Origin of the sequence: Streptomyces sp. NPDC102402 (assembly GCF_044765765.1) — a bacterium.
Taxonomy (GTDB): Bacteria; Actinomycetota; Actinomycetes; order Streptomycetales; family Streptomycetaceae; genus Streptomyces.
The window spans coordinates 1-15459 of the sequence record NZ_JBIWKR010000006.1 but is presented as its reverse complement, the minus strand read 5'-3'; the positions used below and the strand labels follow the sequence as shown (position 1 = coordinate 15459).

Sequence of the window (15459 nt, the reverse complement as noted above, 5' to 3'; positions counted from 1 at the left end):
GGCGGAACTCGCGGAGGACGGCTTCGGGAGGAGTGGGAGCGTTCCGGCGGGGTCGGCCGAAGCCGCGGCGGATCCCACCGAACCGGTCGGCGTACTCGGCTCGGTGCGTGCCGACCGTGGCCGCGGAGGCCTGGGCGCTCCGGCCCCCGGAGCATGCACAAGCCTCCACCACGGTGATCATCCGTGCCGGGCCGGCAAGCCCTGCGATCCGATCCTCCGCAGGCGGGCGCCCACAGCCGTCAGGATGCGGGCAGGTCAAGGCGGTAGACGTCGCGGGAGCGCCCGCGCATCGAGTACGCCAGTGCGTGGACGTGGCGCGCCTGCTCCGCGGACAGGCGGCATGCCTCCCACAGCAGCGCTGCGGCGTCCTGGGCCTCCGGCGCGGGAGGCGGAGGCACCTCGGGCAGAACGACGTCCGTCAACGCGGCGAGTGCGCGGGCGTCGACGCCCAGCAGGGCGGCGAAGTCCGTCACCAGACGTGGTGTCAGGTCCGCGCGGCCGGCACCGATCACTCCGTAGGTCGCGGCCGACAGATAGGTGGGGGTCACCACCGCCAGTGTGTGCGCCATTCCGGTCCGGCTCAGGTTGCGGTACCGGAGCATGGAGACGAGCCGGGCACCCGGACCGTCGGCGAGGTGCGGGAGATGCTTCGGGGCGGGGCCGGGAGTACGTTCCGCCTGCGGAAGCGAGCGGATCAGCCGCAGGAGTTCCTGCCGTTCCATCGCCGGCAGGTGCACCCCCTCGATCACTGCCTGCCACACCCACTGCTCGGCAGTGGCGTCCACCGGTGCCATGTCGTCCGGGACCGCCGACCCCGCGAGGATGAACAGATCGAGGGCGTGGAAACCGAGCGCGGGCGCGAGCCGCCGGATCAGCCCCTCTCCGGGTGCCTCCCCCGCGAGCACCCTCCGGATCTCGTCCGCAGCCGCTCCGGCCCGGTCGGCCAGAGCCTCCACCCGGAGCTCTCGGTGGTTCAGCAACCGCGCCAGCATCGGGGCGAATCCGCTGTGCTCCGTCATGGCCTCAGCCTAGGACTTCTCGTGGGTCCGGACTCCGACAAGGACGGGGCGCACTGCGAAACCGACGACGAGGCGGATGAATGACCGGGGCCGGGCGAACACCGTCGACGTGGCTCACACCCCCGGCCGACTCCCCACGCCCTTCCGGCATCACGTCGCCCGTGCCTGACCGGCCAGCCACCGCTTCACTTCACGCCAGGCGGCCTGCTCCTCGGCCTCGGTGCCCCACCACCACCAGAAGGGCGAGCAGTCGGACGCCAGATCCTCCTGCCACCGCCCGAGACCGTCCGCCAGGTGACGACGGGCGGCCGGACCCGTCTCCGCCTCCCAACGGGCGAGCCACGGGGTGGCCGAGGAACTCGCGGTCACGCAACTCTCGAACACCGCGTACGCCGGAATCGGCGGCGACTTCGTCCGCAGGGTCCGCGTCCACCATGTGTCCAGGAAACCGGCCACCGCCCCCGCCTGCTCACGCGGCCACCGCGACCAGCCTGCCGCGGCCAGTCCGCGAGCCATGAGATCGGGCTCGGACTCGCCCCCGGCGAGCACCGCGACGAGCTGCGGGAGGATCCGGCGGATGATCGCGGGCTGGTCGGCCCAGTGAGAGGGATGCTTCTTCACGACCCGGCGGACGAGGTCCGTCGGGAGCGGGACGCCAGGAGTCCGCAGCAGCTCGACCTCGTCCGGGTCGAAGCAGCGGCCGCAGCCGGCCTCGTCCGCCCGGGCCGTCATGCCGGCGAAGGCCGTCGCGACTCTCGCCATCGCAGAGGCAAGGGCATGGTCGTCCGGAGAAGTCACTGTGCGTCCCGTTGAGACTCCAGCAGGTTGCCCCAGCCGAAGAGAGCGACACTACCAGGCGACACATCGGCCATCAGTGGTCGGCGCGTGCTGTCGGACGCCCAGGAGGCGAGGACCCCCAGCGGGATCCCCACCCGTTGTGCTCACGTGCCCGCCCGGCAGGTTCCAGCCGTCGCGGACCACGGCGGCCGCCGGCGTGGGCAGCCTGCCGGGCGGGGCGGCCCGCCATCGGGAGAGTGCCCGCCTCAGCCCGGGTTGACCGGCTGCAGACCCGCGTACACGCCACCCGCCCTCAGCAGCTCCTCGTGCGTTCCCATCTCGGCGATCCGGCCGCCCTCCATGGCCACGATGCGGTCCGCCCCCTGGATCGTCGAGAGCCGGTGGGCGACGACGAAGACGGTCCGGCCGTGCACGAGCCGGGTGAGTGCCTCCTGCACGAGCGCCTCGGAGCGGTTGTCGAGCGCGGAGGTGGCCTCGTCGAGCACCAGCACCCGGGGGTCACGGATCAACGCCCTGGCGATGGCGAGACGTTGCTTCTGGCCGCCCGACAACCGTGCGCCCCGCTCCCCGATGACGGTGTCCAGTCCACTCGGGAGTTCGCTCACGAATTCCAGCGCGTTGGCGTCGCGGAGGGCGCGCATCAGCGTGTCCTCGTCCGTGTCCGCCATGCCGTACGTGACGTTCTCGCGGATGCTGCCCTCGAAGAGGATCGATTCCTGGGGCACCACGGACAGGAAGCGCCTGTACGTCCGGAGATCGAGCCCGGCCATGTCGGTGCCGTCCAGCAGGATGCGGCCCGAGGTGGGCCGGATGAACCCGATCAGCAGGTTGAGCACCGTGGACTTGCCCGCGCCCGAAGCCCCGACGAGCGCGATGGTCTCCCCCGGCCGCGCGGAGAGGGTGAACCCGTCGACCGCCGACTCCCCGCCCTCGTAGGCGAATCCGGCCTCCTCGAAGTCGATGCGGCCGACCACGCTGTCGACCCGCGCCTTTCCGGCGTTGTTCTCCAGGTCGGGCGCCTGCAGCACCTCACCTGCCGAACGCACCGATTCCAGACCCTTGGTGAGGACGGGGGCCAGGCCCAGCAGCGTCGTCACGGAGCCGGTCAGCACGGTGAAGAAGGCGCTGAGCATCACCACGTCACCGGCGGTGATGGGCATCCAGCCGTGGTACGCGACCACGGCGGACCCCGTGAGACACAGGACGCCGAGCGTGTTGAGGATGACCCAGGCGAGCGATCCGAACCGGCCGTTGATCATGTCCAGGCGCAGCCCGGCCGCGAAGACCTGGCGCAGTGATCCGTCGACCCGGCCGAGCGCGGTCCGCTCCAGTCCGTGGGCGCGGGTGATGGGAATGAGGGTGGTCATCTCACCGACACGAGAGGACAGTTGCTCGACTTCACGCCGGAAGGACTCGTTGTGGCTGCGCAGCCGGCTGCGCAGTTTCATCACGAGGAAGCCGGACGCGGGGACCACGACGAGGAAGACCGGCAGGAACTCGGGCACCCGGATGCCGATGACGACGAGCCCGCCGACCAGGGTGACGACGGCGCCGAGCCCCATGTCGGAGCTCTGCTGGACCATCTGCTCCACGGCTTCGACGTCGCGGACCACCTTGGCCTGCAGCACGCTCGAACTGACCCGCGCGTGGTATCCGATGGAGAGTTGCTGCATACGTCGGCAGAGCGCCGAACGCAGGGTCGTGCCCATGCGGCGGATGCTGCCTCCGAGGAACCGCACGTACCACTGGTGGAGCGGGTAGTTGATCACCAGGATGAACAGCAGGACGCCGGCGGACTTCCAGATGCCCGACTCGGGCCCGTGCTGGACGACCACGTCCAGCACGGTGGCGGTGATCAGGGGCAACAGCCAGATGGGGCTGTGCTTCACGACGAAGATGGCCACCGCCAGAGCCAGTCGGCCACGGTCGGGGCGGAAGAGATGGCCGAGGGTGCGGACCGGGTTCTCGCCGCGGTAGCGGTGATCGAGGTGGTCGAAGGACGCCGGGGGTTCGGCACCGAGCGGTGAAAGCGCTTTCTTCATGGGTTCATCCCACCTGCTCCCACCGCTGCCTACAACCCCCCTTCCACGGGGAGAGACCGATGACGGACAGCCGCCGGCCAGTCGTGACGGCCCCTCACCAGCAGGGGCTCAAGAACGGCATGTGGATGTTTTTCGCGATCACGCTGTGTAATCCCGGGCCGACAGGGTAGCGGGCCGAGATGTTCAGGTATAGGCGCGTACGAGTTCTGACCGTGCTGCTCAGCGGCTGGGTGGCGCTGACGGCCGTGGAGCGATGGGCGGAGCGGGCCCCATGGCCGAGCGCGGTTCTGGGCGGTCTCCTGTGGTCCGGTGTGGTGGCCGGCGTCTGGTGGTTCGCCGAGTGGACGCAGCAGCCGCTGCGCACCGCACGCGAGTCGAGAGCCGCACGCGAGTCCGAGGGGACACGGCAGCCGCGGGGCGAGGGAGCCTGCGAGACGCGGGACGAGGCCACGGACGGGGAGTACGCGAACGTCGGCGATGCGGGCACCCGGCGTTCCGGCTCGCCCACGCCGTCACGGCACTGACCCGCCGTTCGGGCCCGCGACGTACCTCACCGCCCGTGCGTCGCGGGCCGGCGACGTACGTCACCGCCCGTGCGCACTCGGAGGTGCGCACGGGCGGTGGTGTGTGCGGGGCCTACGCCCCGGTGGAACGGCCGTGGGTCACAGGGCCCGCGGGCCGGCGCCTGCCGCCGTGGACTCGGCCAGCTTCTGGAATTCACCCAGGTCGTAGTTGGCCAGCGCCGAATCGAGGTTGGTGAGCGCACCCAGGTGCTCGACGAAGCCGCTGGGGTCGTACTCGATCTGCAGGGCGACTCGGCTGGAGGTGTCGTCGAGCCGGTGGAAGGTGACCACACCCGCGTGGTGCACGCCCTCGATCGTCTTCCAGGCGATCCGGTCCTCCGGGACGACCTCGGTGAGTTCCGCGACGAAGCCCTTGTCGGCGCCCGGCAGGGACAACTGCCAGGAGAAGCGGCGCTCGTCCATCGGGTCGACCCGTCGCACATGGCTCAGGAACTTCGGCCACTGCGTCACGTCGCTCCAGAGCGCCCAGGTGACGCTGACGGGTGCCTTGATATCGACGGTCTCGACGAGGGAGGCGGACATGGAGAACAACCCCTTCTTTCACTCGGTTACGCCTTGTGCTGCCGACTACCCGGTAGTCGGCAGCACACGCATACCGTTCCGCCGTCAAGCTCGGACCGGCCGGACGCGGCACACGCTCACGACGTCTTCAGCGCGTCGCTCCAGACAGCGCTCTCCACGTAGTGGTTGTCGAAGCGCAGGGCGGACTCGGCGATCTCCGCCGGGGGGAACGGGGAGGTCGCGTTCTCGGTCATGGACACGACTCCATGGGCGCACAGGCCCAGAAGTGAGGGCCAATCCGACGCTCGATCCCTGGGCCGATCCGACGCGTCGGAAGCGCGGGCCGAGCGGAGCGTCCGGACGTCGCACGGACAACTCGGCGGCGGACGTGGTGTCTTGATTCACGACACCATGACCGGCCGGCGCGCCGTCCCGGCGCATCCCCGCAGACGCGTGCTCCGGCGCACGTCTCCCTCTGCCCGGCGCCCGCTCGAGCGCCGTTACCTCAACGGCCGACGCCTCCTAGAGTGGAAACGGCTCCTGCTGTGCTCTGCCGCGCCGTTCAGGACGGACCGCGTCGGCACGACCACGGCACGACGGCAGCGAGGAGGTCGCGTGAGCAGCTACGACCAGATGATCCTTTCGGACGACCCGGTGCTGTTCCTCAGGCTCGGCGGAGCCGGTACCGAGGTGTTCCCCGGTGCGCCGACCGCGACGTACCACGGCTCCCCCGGACACACCCATCTGCCGAACGGCGACCCGGCCACCCTGTTCGACGGCACCAGCACCCAGTACGTCGAAGTGCCGGACAGCGACCTGCTGTCCGTCTCCACCACGGGAGCGCTGACCATCGAGGCATGGCTGCGACCGGACACGCTGGTCTTCCCCCGTACGGAAGGTTCCGGATACGTCCACTGGCTCGGCAAGCTCACCTACGCCACCGTCAACCAGTGCGAGTGGGTCGCGCGGATCTACTCCGCGGACAACACCGAGGGCCGTGTCAACCGGGTCTCCGGCTACGCCTTCAACCCTGCGGGCGGGCTGGGCGCGGGCTCGTACTTCCAGGACCCGCTCCGGCCGGGCGAGTGGATCCACTACGCACTCGTCATCACCACCGCACCCAACGGCCCGGCCCGGCCCCCGGGAAGCACCAGGATCTACCGGGACGGTCAGCTGCGGGACAGCGACGCACTCGCCGACTACGACATCGTCCCGGGCAACACGACCTCGCCCCTGCGCGTCGGGAGCGCCGCACTGCGCTCGTTCTTCCTCGGTGGGATCGGCAAGGTCGCCGTCTACCCGCGGGAATTGACCGCGGCCCGGCTGGCGGAGCACCACGCGGCCATGACCGCTGTGTGACCACCGGCCACCCGTGGGCGGCGCCGACCGGTGCCCCAGCCGTTCGCCCATGAGAGCGGGCACGGGCGGTCCTTCCGCGGAGACCGCGGAAGGACCGCCCGTGTACCGCGGGGGTCCCGGGACACGCCTCCGGCAGGCGCCCCGCCGACGCGGTTCCGGCCTCGCGCCCGGGGCCCCGGGCTCCCGCGACACACCGGACGCTCACGAGGGGGCGGTCAGACGGGGACAACCGCCTCGACGCGCATCCAGCCGCGGCCGTCGGCCGCCGCATCGGTGGTGACCAGCACATAGCCGTACTCGTTGTACCCGGCGCCCTCGCAGGTCGACGCGCCGACTATGTCACCGGCGTGCTTGGTCTTGACGACGACACTGTTCGGGTTCGGGTTCTCGTACACACCGGCGGTCGGCCACAGGACCTTGTACTGGCATCCGGCCTGGGCCGAGGCGCTGGCACCCGGGCCGGTGACGAGCGCCCCGGCGAAGCCGAGCGCGGTGACCAGGGCGGCGGCGGTGAGACGGTTCATGCGCATGAGTGGTGACGCTCCTCAGGAGTCGACGATGTGTCAGCGCACAGAATGGCAGGCGGTCAGGCGCCCGCACCGCGCGCCTCCCGCGTCGAGCGCGTCATGTGGGGGCACACCACCTACTGCCGGACCGCGGCGCTCCTCGGGCATGAGGCCCGTCGCCGCCCTCGGCGACGCCACCCGGCCCCGGGGGAGCCACGCGAGCCGCCTCCCGCCCGGCCGGGGATCACTTCCCGGGCCGGCCGAGGACGGACGGGAGCCCATGGACCGGCCTCGGCCGCCTCGCTCGGGGAGGGCCGCGCCGACGGCTGTGCTCCGGTGGCCGAGAGCGTGTGCGGCACGGAGACAGCCGTGTTTCAGTGGACCGGTGATCTGCGGCAAGGACGGGATCCCCGGCGGAAAGGCCTGTCATGAAATTCGCGGTGGTCGGTGGAACCGGGCTGATCGGCTCGAAGGTCGTGGAGAAGCTGAATGCCACCGGACACGAGGCGGTGCCCCACTCCAGGTCGACCGGCCTGGACGTCATCACCGGCGAGGGCCTCGAGCATGCCGCGGCCGGCGCCGACGTCCTCATCGACCTGACGAACTCCCCGACGTTCGACGACGCCTCACCAGCCTTCTTCCGGCAGTCCATGGACAACCTGCTGGAGGCCGGGCGCAAGGCAGCGGTGTCCCAGTACGTGGTGTTGTCGATCGTCGGCGTGGACCAGGTGCCCGAACTGGACTACTACCGCGCCAAGACCCTCCAGGAGGAGCTTCTCGCCTCGGGGCCGCTCCCGTACTCCATCGTCCGCGCCACCCAGTTCATGGAGTTCGTCGACGCGATCATGGGCTGGACCAGCGATGCCGCTACCGTCCGGCTGCCCACCACCCCCATCCAGCCCATCGCCGCCCAGGACGTCGCCGACGCGGTCGCCGCGGTGGCGGCCGGCGCTCCTCTGCAGGGGATCCACAACATCGCGGGTCCGGAGGTCTTCCCTCTCGACGAACTCGGCCGAATCACTCTCGCGGCCCGGTCCGACAGCCGTACCGTCACCACGGACGACACCGCCGGTATGTTCGCCGCCGTTCGCGGGGACGTCCTCACGGGCAAGGCCGACGCCTCTCTCGCCCCCACCTTCTACGCGGACTGGCTGGCATCCCACTGAGGAGATCGCTTAGGCGTGACCGGCCCAGCCCGCTCCCACCCGCCTCCTCGTCACCCCGAGGACCGGCGGTGAACACGCGGCGGACCGCCTCGCCGGGCGATGAGACGCAGGTCACGCCGCCCTTCCTGTCACGTTTCCCCGGTCGTCCCGGTCAGTGATGTGTATCCACAACACGCCTAGGAGACCCTCGTGGAATCACGTCTCGACTACTTCGGCCACCCCCTCGCGGGAAAGGTCCTGAAGCACATCAACTCGGCGAACAAGGCGGTGGCGGACTCGACGCTGCCCGCCGCGACCCAGGAGCTCGTCAAGATCCGCGCCAGCCAGATCAACGGCTGCGGCTTCTGCACCGACATGCACACCAAGGACGCCGCGCACGCCGGGGAGACCGTACAGCGCCTCCATCTGGTCGCGGCCTGGCGCGAGGCCACCGTGTTCACCGACGCCGAGCGCTCGGCCCTGGAGATCACGGAACAGGGCACCTGGATCGCCGACGCCGCGGGCGGCGTCACCGACGAGGCGTGGGCCCGGGCGGCCGAGCACTTCGACGAGGAGCAACTGGTCGCACTGATCTCCCTCATCGCCGTCATCAACGCGTACAACCGGATCAACGTCATCAACCAGCAGCCCGCAGGGGGCTACCGGCCCGGCCAGTTCGGCTGACCGGGCCCCCGGGGCGGTCCGTCCCCTCGCCGCTCCGCCCGTTGGCGGCGGAAGACGGTCCCGGGGCGCGTCTCCCGCCAGGTGGCAGCCTCCCTTCCGCTTCCGCGCCTCCGGCCTGGCGGGACCCCCGCCCCTGCACGGGGCCGGAAGCCGGGCAGGTGCCGGTCAGCCGTCCGGCGTAGGCTCGCCACATGGTGCGGAGCGAGGCGGGAGACGTTGACGGGTACCTGGCGGAGTTGCCGGAGGACCGCCGGAGCGCCCTGAGCCGACTGCGGCGGTTGTGCCGTACGGAACTCAAGGGATTCGAGGAGGTCATGGCCTACGGCATGCCCGTCTACCGGCGCGACGGCTCTGCCGAGATCGCCTTCGCGAGTCAGAAGCAGTACATGTCCTTCTACCTCATGCGGGGCGACGTCCGGGAGGCGTTCGAGGCGCGGCTGGCGGTCCAGGACATGGGGAAGGGCTGCCTGAGGTTCCGCAGTCCCGCGAGCATCGACTTCGAGCTGGTACGAGACCTCCTGAGGGCGACGGCCCGGTCCCCGGGCGCGGTCTGCTGACCGAGGCCGCGCGGCGGCGCACGGGCCGGCCGCGCGGCCGTCGAGGACGAGCCGGTGGTCCCTGCGGGAGGAATCGGCGACGACCGCCCGGCGGGAGCCGGGGGCGGGCCGGGTCAGCCTCCCGACCCGGGGGACGTCACCGGGGACCGGCCCCCGTATCACGGCGTCGATCACGCCGTTGCGGTTTTCGACCTGGCGATCCAGAGCTGGAGGACACGTATGCGCGCCGGGAACGACTCGGACCCCCTCGACCGGGCGACGAGGGATTTCCTGGGGGCTCGGCCTCAGCTCTTCGGCATCGCGTACCGCGTGCTCGGCAGTGCGGTGGAGGCCGAGGACATCGTCCAGGAAGCGTGGCTGCGGTGGCAGAGGACCGACCGCACCGGCATCGACGAACCGGCCGCCTTCCTGTCCACGGTCACCACTCGGCTGGCGATCAACCTGGCTCAGTCGGCCAGGGTCCGCCGGGAGTCCTACACGGGGTGCTGGCTTCCCGAGCCGGTCGACACGAGTGCCGATCCGCAGCTGGGCGCGGAACGCGCGGAGGCGCTCGACCTGGCCGTGCTCTTCCTCCTGGAGAAGCTGAACGCCGTTGAACGGGCGGCCTACGTCCTTCGGGAGGCCTTCGACTACCCGTACAGGCGCATCGCGGACATCCTGGAGACGAGCGAGGCCAATTCCCGCCAGCTGGTGAGCCGCGCCCGGAAGCACCTGTCGGCGGAACGCAGGGAGCCGGCGAGCTCCGACGCCCACCGTCGCCTGCTGGAGGTGTTCCTCGCCGCGGCACGGACCGGAAGCCTGTCGGCGCTTGAGGACGTGCTCACCGCTGACGTCGTCAGCCACTCCGACGGCGGAGGGGTGCGCGGTGCCTCCAGGATCCCGGTCGTCGGGCGGTCACAGGTCTCCAGGTACCTCGTCGCCTTCGCGCCGCGCTTCTGGCCCGGGGCGGAGATCCGCCGGGTCGAGGCCAACGGCAGGCCGGCGGTCCTCGTCTCGGCCGGCGGCGAGGCCGTGGCGCTGCTGTCCGTCGATGTCTCGGCACGCGGCATCGAGCACGTCATGTGGGTGATGAACCCCGCCAAGCTGGCTCCCTACGTGGAGTCCCTGGACGGCTGAGCCGGGCCCACCGGGGCGGACCACCGCACCCCGGTCGACGGAGTGCGCTCGTGCCGGGACCCGGTCGCGGTCCGCCTCACGCGACGACGCGCGAAGCGGACCGCTCACAGAGAGGTCACGCGGCCCGGCGTCATCGCTCGGCCGCGAGACCGGTGGCCGGCCGCACGTCTGCCGTGACGTCGATGGGGGTCTGCGCCTGCTGCCACGGGCGCGTGATCGGGTGGGCCACCGACCGCCACCACGGCTCGGTGGGGACGTCACCGGAGGGCTCGAAGGGCTCGCCGGGCCGAGGGAGGGCCACCGTCTGCCCCGCCTCGTCGGCGACGTCCTTCATCCACTCCCCGGGCTCCGACCACGGGTGCGGGGCGAGGTTGAAGGTGCCCCAGTGGATGGGCAGCAGCGCGCCGTGCGGTCTGCCGCCCTGCAGGTCCAGGTGCGCCCGCAGACCCTCGGCCGGTGTCATGTGGATGTCCGGCCAGTACTCCGAATAGGCGCCGACCTGGATCATCGTCGCGTCGAAGGGGCCGTGCTCGGCCCCGATGTCCTGGAAGCCGGAGAAGTAGCCGGTGTCCCCGCTGTGGTAGACGCGGTGCTCCGGGCCCGCGACGACCCACGACGCCCAGAGCGTGTGCTGCTGGTTGCGCAGGCCTCGCCCGCAGAAGTGGCGCGCGGGGGTGGCGGTCAGGCTGATGCCCGCGATCAGCGCGGTCTCGTTCCAGTCCAGCTCGTGGATCCGGTCCGGGGGCACCCCCCACCGCTCCAGGTGGGCGCCGACACCGAGCGGCACCGCGAAGACCGTGTCCGTGCCCGCCAGGGCCTTGATGGTCGGCAGGTCGAGGTGGTCGTAGTGGTCGTGGGAGATCACGACGGCGTCGACCGGCCCGAGCGTGGCCAGCGGCAGCGGCGCGGGGTGCAGCCGTTTGGGGCCGGCGAAGGCGAACGGTGAGCAGCGGTCACCCCAGACCGGGTCGAAGAGCACCCGCCGGCCGTCGATCTCCGTGAGCACGCTGGAGTGGCCCAGCCAGGTCACCCGGAGTCCCGTGGCCGGCGGAGTGGACAGATCGGCCAGGGTCGTGGCGTGGACCGGCACGGTGCCGACCGGGGACCTGCGGGTCCGCTGCTCCTTGTGGAAGTAGACCTTGGCGAATTCGATCATGGACCCGGACGGCCTGGTCCGGGCCCCTTCCGGGTTCTGGAACACCCCGTCGGCGAAATTGGGTGAACGGCGGATCCGCTCCATCCGGGCACCTGCCGGGTCCGCCCCGAAGGCGTCCGGGCGCAGTGAGCGGAGTCGGGTGCGGAGCGAGGGCTGATGGTCGGCGCCGGTCACAACATCTCCTGGGGGAGTCGGTGTCGTCTCATTATGGTCGGGCGGTGCGGCGGGGCGAGAGCTCGACGGGGAACGGAGCACATTCCCACGCTCCCCCGGAGCGGTGCCGCTTCAGGCACGGGGCTGGCCGTAGACGTGGCCGATCCGCAGGGTGAGGACGACCCTGCCGTCCTCGACCATCACCCGGCGGTACTCGTCCCAGTCGGGGTGTTCGCCCCGGACGTCCCTGTAGAGGGTGACCAACTGCTCGACCACCGCGTCGTGCGGGTCCGCGGCGGGCGGGGTGAGGTCGGCGGTGACATCGGCGGCGGTCCAGGCCCAGCGGTCGTCGCTGGTCACGTGGTACACGGCTCGCGGGTCCCGGCGGAGGTTGCGGGTCTTCGCCCGGCCCTCCGTGACGGACACCCGGAGCACCCCTTCGTCGGGGTAGTACGCGTGGTTCACGTTGGACACCTGGGGCCTGCCGTCACGCTGGAGGGTGACCAGCACCCCGCCGTCGCACTCACCGAGGAGTCGGAGCAGCGCCTCGCGCCCCGGTTCGAAGTCAGTCATGCCGACTCCAACGTCCGTGCCCTCTGCAGGATTCCGCGTTCGGCGGACGGTCGCGTCACATCCGGGGGAACCCACACCCGTTGACAGCCGTCGCCGCGCCTCCTGATACTGACTCGCTGTTCAGTAAATCGACTCAGGTGATCCACAGGAGCCGCCCGATGACGTCCCCCTTCCCCCCGCCGCTGATCTCCCTGACCTGGACGGACCACGTCACCGGCACCGAGGGACACCTCGTCGTCGACCGGCTGGTGCGCGGCGTGTCGAGCGGTGGCCTGCGGATGAGGAAGGGGTGCACCCTCGCGGAGGTCGCGGGCCTGGCGAGGGGCATGACGATGAAGGAGGCCCTGCACTTCGACGCCGGCGACACGCAGTCGCGCTACGTCCCGCTCGGCGGCGCCAAGGGGGGCATCGACTGCGACCCGCGCGACCCGGCCGCGTACGGAGTGCTCGTCCGCTTCCTGAGGGCGATGCGACCGTACGTGGAGAGTGCCTGGACCACCGGCGAGGATCTCGGGCTCAGCCAGGACCTCGTCGACCGGGCGGCGGCGGAGGCCGGGCTCGTCTCGACGGTCCAGGCGGTCTTTCCCCTGCTGGACGACGAGGCGGAGGCCCGGCGACGGCTGGCGGACGCCTTCGCCGTCACGGTGGACGGGATCGGGCTGGACGGTCTGGTCGGCGGGTGCGGTGTCGCGGAGTCCGTGCTCACCGCTCTGGACCGGGCAGGGGTGGCACACGCGGGCACCCGGGTCTCCCTGCAGGGATTCGGCACGATGGGAGGGGCGACGGCGCGCTTTCTCTCACGGGCCGGGCTGACCGTCGTCGCCGTCGCCGATGTGAAGGGCACGATCGCCGATCCGGCCGGCCTGGACATCGAGACACTGCTGGCCGCGCGGGACACCCACGGGGCGGTGGACCGCGGGGCGCTGCGGCAGGGGGAACGGGAGCTGCCGGCGGAAGCATGGCTGGCGACGGACGCGGAGGTGCTGGTCCCGGCCGCCGTGTCGTACTCCGTGGACACGACGAACCAGGCTTCGGTCAGGGCCCGTTGGGTGGTCGAAGCGGCGAACATGCCGGTACTGCCGGAAGCGGAGGCGCTGCTCGCCGCCCGGGGAATCACGGTGCTGCCCGACGTGGTCGTCAACTCCGGCACCAATGCCTGGTGGTGGTGGACACTGTTCGGGGACATAGGGGCCGATGCCGAGCAGGCGTTCGAGCACACCCGCCGCTCGATGCGCGCCCTCGTCGGCCACGTCCTGGACCGGGCGGCGTCGGACCGCTGCACACCACGGGCAGCCGCTCACGCGCTCGCCGCGGACCGGCTGCCGGTGATGGAGGAGCGGTTCGGCTGGTACCGGTAGGACGTCGGGCGCCGGGGGCCGGACACCCGGAGCGGCGCGTTGGCTAAGGTGACCGCGTGGCGAGAGTACGGCTGAGCGTGGCGGAGCGTCGTGAGGAGCTCCTGCGCGCTGCCGTCGAACAGATCGAGGTCCGGGGTGTGTCCTCCGTCCGGATCGCCGACGTGGCCGCCGTTCTCGGGGTGAGCAACGCGCTGGTGCTGTACCACTTCTCGTCCAAGGAGAAACTGGTCGCCGCCGCCTTCGCGTACGCGGCGGAGGCGGATCTCGCCCATCTCCGCAAGCTTCTGAACCGGCGCACCAGCGCGGTCCGACGGCTACGGGCCGCCGTCCGCTGGTACGCGCCGACCGGCCGGGCCAAGGGCTGGCGGCTGTGGATCGAGGGCTGGGCCTCCTCCCTGCGTGATCCGGTGCTGCGCGAAGTGGCCGGCGATCTCGACCAGCAGTGGAAGGCGGAGCTGGCCGAGGTCATCGAGGAGGGTGCCGCGGCGGGTGAGTTCCACTGCGAGGACCCCATGTCCGTGGCCTGGCGGCTGACCGCTCTGCTGGACGGGCTGGCCGTCCAGATGACGTCGTACGTGGGGCCGCTCTCCCGGGCCACCATGCTGCGGTGGACCGAGGAGGCGCTGGCCCGTGAACTCGGCATCGACCACGAGGTGCTGACCGCCTGAGAGCGCCGCTCGCCCACGGCCCGTACGGGAGGCACCCGCGCGCACGGCCCGTACGGGAGGCACCCGCGGGGGAGGCCGCCCCGTACGGGCTCGTCCCCTTCGTCAGCCGCTGACGCCGGCCGCGGTCGACCGGCGGCCGACGGCCGGCGCAGCGTAGTTGACGAGACGTCAGGGGGCGGTGTCAGAGCGGCAGCAGGTCGGGGCGCTTGGCCTCGACATGGTCCCCGGAGGATTCGCCGCGGAGTCGCCGCCCGATCCAGGGGACCAGGTACTCACGCGCCCACTGGATGTCGTCGCGGCGCACCTCGAAGGCCCCGCGGTGTATCTGCGGAGGCCACACCTGGTCGGGGTCGGCCGGCACCTCGAGGCCGAGGACCTGTGCGGCGCGCAGCGCGACCCGGGTGTGCCCTTCGGGCGAGAGGTGCAGCCGGTCGTTGTCCCACGCCCGCCGGTCCTGCACGGACCGCAGGGACCACAGGTCCAGCACGGGGCAGTCGTAGCGGTCGGCGATGGACCGGACGTGCGCAGTGAACGTGGCGATCTTGCCCCGCAGGTGCTTCAGCACCGGGATGCTGCGGGTGTCGAAGCCGGTGGTGACCATGACGGTGCCGACCGCCTGCGTCAGCTCGGCGACCGCGCGCTCGAAGCGATCCGCCACGTCGTCCGGGTCGGAACCGGGACGGAGGATGTCGTTGCCGCCCGCGCAGAAGCTCACCAGATCAGGCGCCAGCTCCTTGGCCCGGGGGACCTGTTCCTCGACTATCTGGTCGAGGAGGCGTCCGCGTACGGCGAGATTGGCGTACCGGAAGCTCCCGTGCGGGTCGTCCGCGGAGTCGGCCAGCGCTCGGGGGACGGGGAGCTGGTCCGCGAGGAGGACCGCGAAGCGGTCCGCCCAGCCGACGAGTGACCCGTCGGGGCCGGGGTCGCCGACTCCCTCGGTGAAGCTGTCGCCAATCGCTGCGTACGACCCGATGATGCCTCGTCGTCTGTTTCTCGAATCGTCTGCCACAAGGGCTTATCCTGCACCTTCGAATGTGACCTACGCGACCGTAATAAGGGGTTGACGGGTGGTGATAAAGACCACCCGGTCAGTTTTTGGTAAAGCCGGAATAAGGGGAGGGGCGGGGGGGCGGGGGGCCCCCCCCCCCCCCCCGCCAGAGTCGCGGTGGCACAGAGGGGGACCCCCGGCGAGCGCCCGGTGGCGCTCGGGTGGACCTCCGCGCCCGAGCGCGGGCCCGGC

16 protein-coding genes are annotated in these 15459 nt (G+C 71.3%); 8 read left to right on the top strand and 8 right to left on the bottom strand.

Annotated elements, in window-relative coordinates:
* Positions 1 to 239: 239 nt before the first annotated feature.
* The 3 genes from ACIRJR_RS19480 to ACIRJR_RS19470 all read right to left on the bottom strand — a co-directional run bounded on the left by ACIRJR_RS19480 (position 240) and on the right by ACIRJR_RS19470 (position 3859).
* Positions 240 to 1019, bottom strand: coding sequence for a hypothetical protein (locus ACIRJR_RS19480; protein WP_403782005.1), 780 nt, complete (start codon positions 1017 to 1019; stop codon positions 240 to 242).
* Positions 1020 to 1169: 150 nt separating this feature from the next.
* The gene (locus ACIRJR_RS19475) at positions 1170 to 1781 is read right to left on the bottom strand and encodes a hypothetical protein (protein WP_403782002.1); all 612 of its coding nucleotides are present in this window, start codon (positions 1779 to 1781) and stop codon (positions 1170 to 1172) included.
* A gap of 281 nt (positions 1782 to 2062) precedes the next feature.
* A complete protein-coding gene (locus ACIRJR_RS19470) occupies positions 2063 to 3859 on the bottom strand; it encodes an ABC transporter ATP-binding protein (protein WP_403781999.1) in 1797 nt (598 codons plus the stop codon).
* A 179-nt stretch (positions 3860 to 4038) separates the two neighbouring features.
* On the opposite strand from ACIRJR_RS19470, the gene ACIRJR_RS19465 reads away from it, so the two are divergent.
* A complete protein-coding gene (locus tag ACIRJR_RS19465; RefSeq protein ID WP_403781996.1) occupies positions 4039 to 4383 on the top strand; it encodes a hypothetical protein in 345 nt (114 codons plus the stop codon).
* A gap of 138 nt (positions 4384 to 4521) precedes the next feature.
* Here the strand turns inward: ACIRJR_RS19465 and ACIRJR_RS19460 are convergent, their stop codons facing one another.
* Positions 4522 to 4965: an SRPBCC family protein gene (locus tag ACIRJR_RS19460; RefSeq protein ID WP_403781993.1), complete on the bottom strand. Its 444-nt coding sequence runs from the start codon at positions 4963 to 4965 to the stop codon at positions 4522 to 4524.
* A gap of 594 nt (positions 4966 to 5559) precedes the next feature.
* On the opposite strand from ACIRJR_RS19460, the gene ACIRJR_RS19455 reads away from it, so the two are divergent.
* Entirely contained in the window at positions 5560 to 6303 is a 744-nt protein-coding gene (locus tag ACIRJR_RS19455; RefSeq protein WP_403781990.1) for a LamG-like jellyroll fold domain-containing protein, read from the top strand.
* A gap of 215 nt (positions 6304 to 6518) precedes the next feature.
* Here ACIRJR_RS19455 and ACIRJR_RS19450 read toward each other — a convergent pair whose 3' ends face one another.
* On the bottom strand, positions 6519 to 6833 hold the full coding sequence (locus tag ACIRJR_RS19450) for a glycosyltransferase (protein ID WP_403781986.1): 315 nt from the start codon (positions 6831 to 6833) through the stop codon (positions 6519 to 6521).
* 404 nt (positions 6834 to 7237) lie between these two features.
* Here ACIRJR_RS19450 and ACIRJR_RS19445 point away from each other — a divergent pair, with 404 nt between their 5' ends.
* The 4 genes from ACIRJR_RS19445 to ACIRJR_RS19430 all read left to right on the top strand — a co-directional run bounded on the left by ACIRJR_RS19445 (position 7238) and on the right by ACIRJR_RS19430 (position 10311).
* Positions 7238 to 7975: an SDR family oxidoreductase gene (locus ACIRJR_RS19445; protein ID WP_403781983.1), complete on the top strand. Its 738-nt coding sequence runs from the start codon at positions 7238 to 7240 to the stop codon at positions 7973 to 7975.
* Positions 7976 to 8164: 189 nt separating this feature from the next.
* A complete protein-coding gene (locus ACIRJR_RS19440) occupies positions 8165 to 8638 on the top strand; it encodes a carboxymuconolactone decarboxylase family protein (protein ID WP_403781981.1) in 474 nt (157 codons plus the stop codon).
* A gap of 191 nt (positions 8639 to 8829) precedes the next feature.
* A complete protein-coding gene (locus tag ACIRJR_RS19435) occupies positions 8830 to 9195 on the top strand; it encodes a DUF1801 domain-containing protein (protein ID WP_403781978.1) in 366 nt (121 codons plus the stop codon).
* Positions 9196 to 9414: 219 nt separating this feature from the next.
* Positions 9415 to 10311 carry an RNA polymerase sigma-70 factor gene (locus tag ACIRJR_RS19430; RefSeq protein ID WP_403781975.1) on the top strand — a complete coding sequence of 299 codons (897 nt, stop codon included), beginning with the start codon at positions 9415 to 9417 and terminating at the stop codon, positions 10309 to 10311.
* A 130-nt stretch (positions 10312 to 10441) separates the two neighbouring features.
* Here ACIRJR_RS19430 and ACIRJR_RS19425 read toward each other — a convergent pair whose 3' ends face one another.
* Both ACIRJR_RS19425 and ACIRJR_RS19420 read right to left on the bottom strand, forming a co-directional pair.
* On the bottom strand, positions 10442 to 11641 hold the full coding sequence (locus ACIRJR_RS19425; protein ID WP_403781972.1) for an MBL fold metallo-hydrolase: 1200 nt from the start codon (positions 11639 to 11641) through the stop codon (positions 10442 to 10444).
* Between the two features lie 111 nt (positions 11642 to 11752).
* Positions 11753 to 12193, bottom strand: coding sequence for a PPOX class F420-dependent oxidoreductase (locus ACIRJR_RS19420; protein ID WP_403781969.1), 441 nt, complete (start codon positions 12191 to 12193; stop codon positions 11753 to 11755).
* A 158-nt stretch (positions 12194 to 12351) separates the two neighbouring features.
* Here ACIRJR_RS19420 and ACIRJR_RS19415 point away from each other — a divergent pair, with 158 nt between their 5' ends.
* Positions 12352 to 13551 (top strand): Glu/Leu/Phe/Val dehydrogenase dimerization domain-containing protein, encoded by a 1200-nt coding sequence (locus ACIRJR_RS19415; protein WP_403781966.1) that lies wholly within the window; start codon positions 12352 to 12354, stop codon positions 13549 to 13551.
* A gap of 56 nt (positions 13552 to 13607) precedes the next feature.
* The gene (locus tag ACIRJR_RS19410) at positions 13608 to 14219 is read left to right on the top strand and encodes a TetR/AcrR family transcriptional regulator (RefSeq protein WP_403781963.1); all 612 of its coding nucleotides are present in this window, start codon (positions 13608 to 13610) and stop codon (positions 14217 to 14219) included.
* Between the two features lie 181 nt (positions 14220 to 14400).
* Here ACIRJR_RS19410 and ACIRJR_RS19405 read toward each other — a convergent pair whose 3' ends face one another.
* The gene (locus ACIRJR_RS19405; protein ID WP_403781960.1) at positions 14401 to 15228 is read right to left on the bottom strand and encodes an SGNH/GDSL hydrolase family protein; all 828 of its coding nucleotides are present in this window, start codon (positions 15226 to 15228) and stop codon (positions 14401 to 14403) included.
* Positions 15229 to 15459 lie beyond the last annotated feature (231 nt).

What these genes read in the sequence shown, in the direction of transcription:
- ACIRJR_RS19450 (WP_403781986.1), bottom strand. Translation starts at nt 6,833, where the DNA reads ATGCGCATGAACCGTCTCACCGCCGCCGCCCTGGTCACCGCGCTCGGC.
- ACIRJR_RS19470 (WP_403781999.1), bottom strand. Translation starts at nt 3,859, where the DNA reads ATGAAGAAAGCGCTTTCACCGCTCGGTGCCGAACCCCCGGCGTCCTTC.
- ACIRJR_RS19480 (WP_403782005.1), bottom strand. Translation starts at nt 1,019, where the DNA reads ATGACGGAGCACAGCGGATTCGCCCCGATGCTGGCGCGGTTGCTGAAC.
- ACIRJR_RS19465 (WP_403781996.1), top strand. Translation starts at nt 4,039, where the DNA reads ATGTTCAGGTATAGGCGCGTACGAGTTCTGACCGTGCTGCTCAGCGGC.
- ACIRJR_RS19460 (WP_403781993.1), bottom strand. Translation starts at nt 4,965, where the DNA reads ATGTCCGCCTCCCTCGTCGAGACCGTCGATATCAAGGCACCCGTCAGC.
- ACIRJR_RS19435 (WP_403781978.1), top strand. Translation starts at nt 8,830, where the DNA reads ATGGTGCGGAGCGAGGCGGGAGACGTTGACGGGTACCTGGCGGAGTTG.
- ACIRJR_RS19420 (WP_403781969.1), bottom strand. Translation starts at nt 12,193, where the DNA reads ATGACTGACTTCGAACCGGGGCGCGAGGCGCTGCTCCGACTCCTCGGT.
- ACIRJR_RS19415 (WP_403781966.1), top strand. Translation starts at nt 12,352, where the DNA reads ATGACGTCCCCCTTCCCCCCGCCGCTGATCTCCCTGACCTGGACGGAC.
- ACIRJR_RS19445 (WP_403781983.1), top strand. Translation starts at nt 7,238, where the DNA reads ATGAAATTCGCGGTGGTCGGTGGAACCGGGCTGATCGGCTCGAAGGTC.
- ACIRJR_RS19475 (WP_403782002.1), bottom strand. Translation starts at nt 1,781, where the DNA reads ATGGCGAGAGTCGCGACGGCCTTCGCCGGCATGACGGCCCGGGCGGAC.
- ACIRJR_RS19430 (WP_403781975.1), top strand. Translation starts at nt 9,415, where the DNA reads ATGCGCGCCGGGAACGACTCGGACCCCCTCGACCGGGCGACGAGGGAT.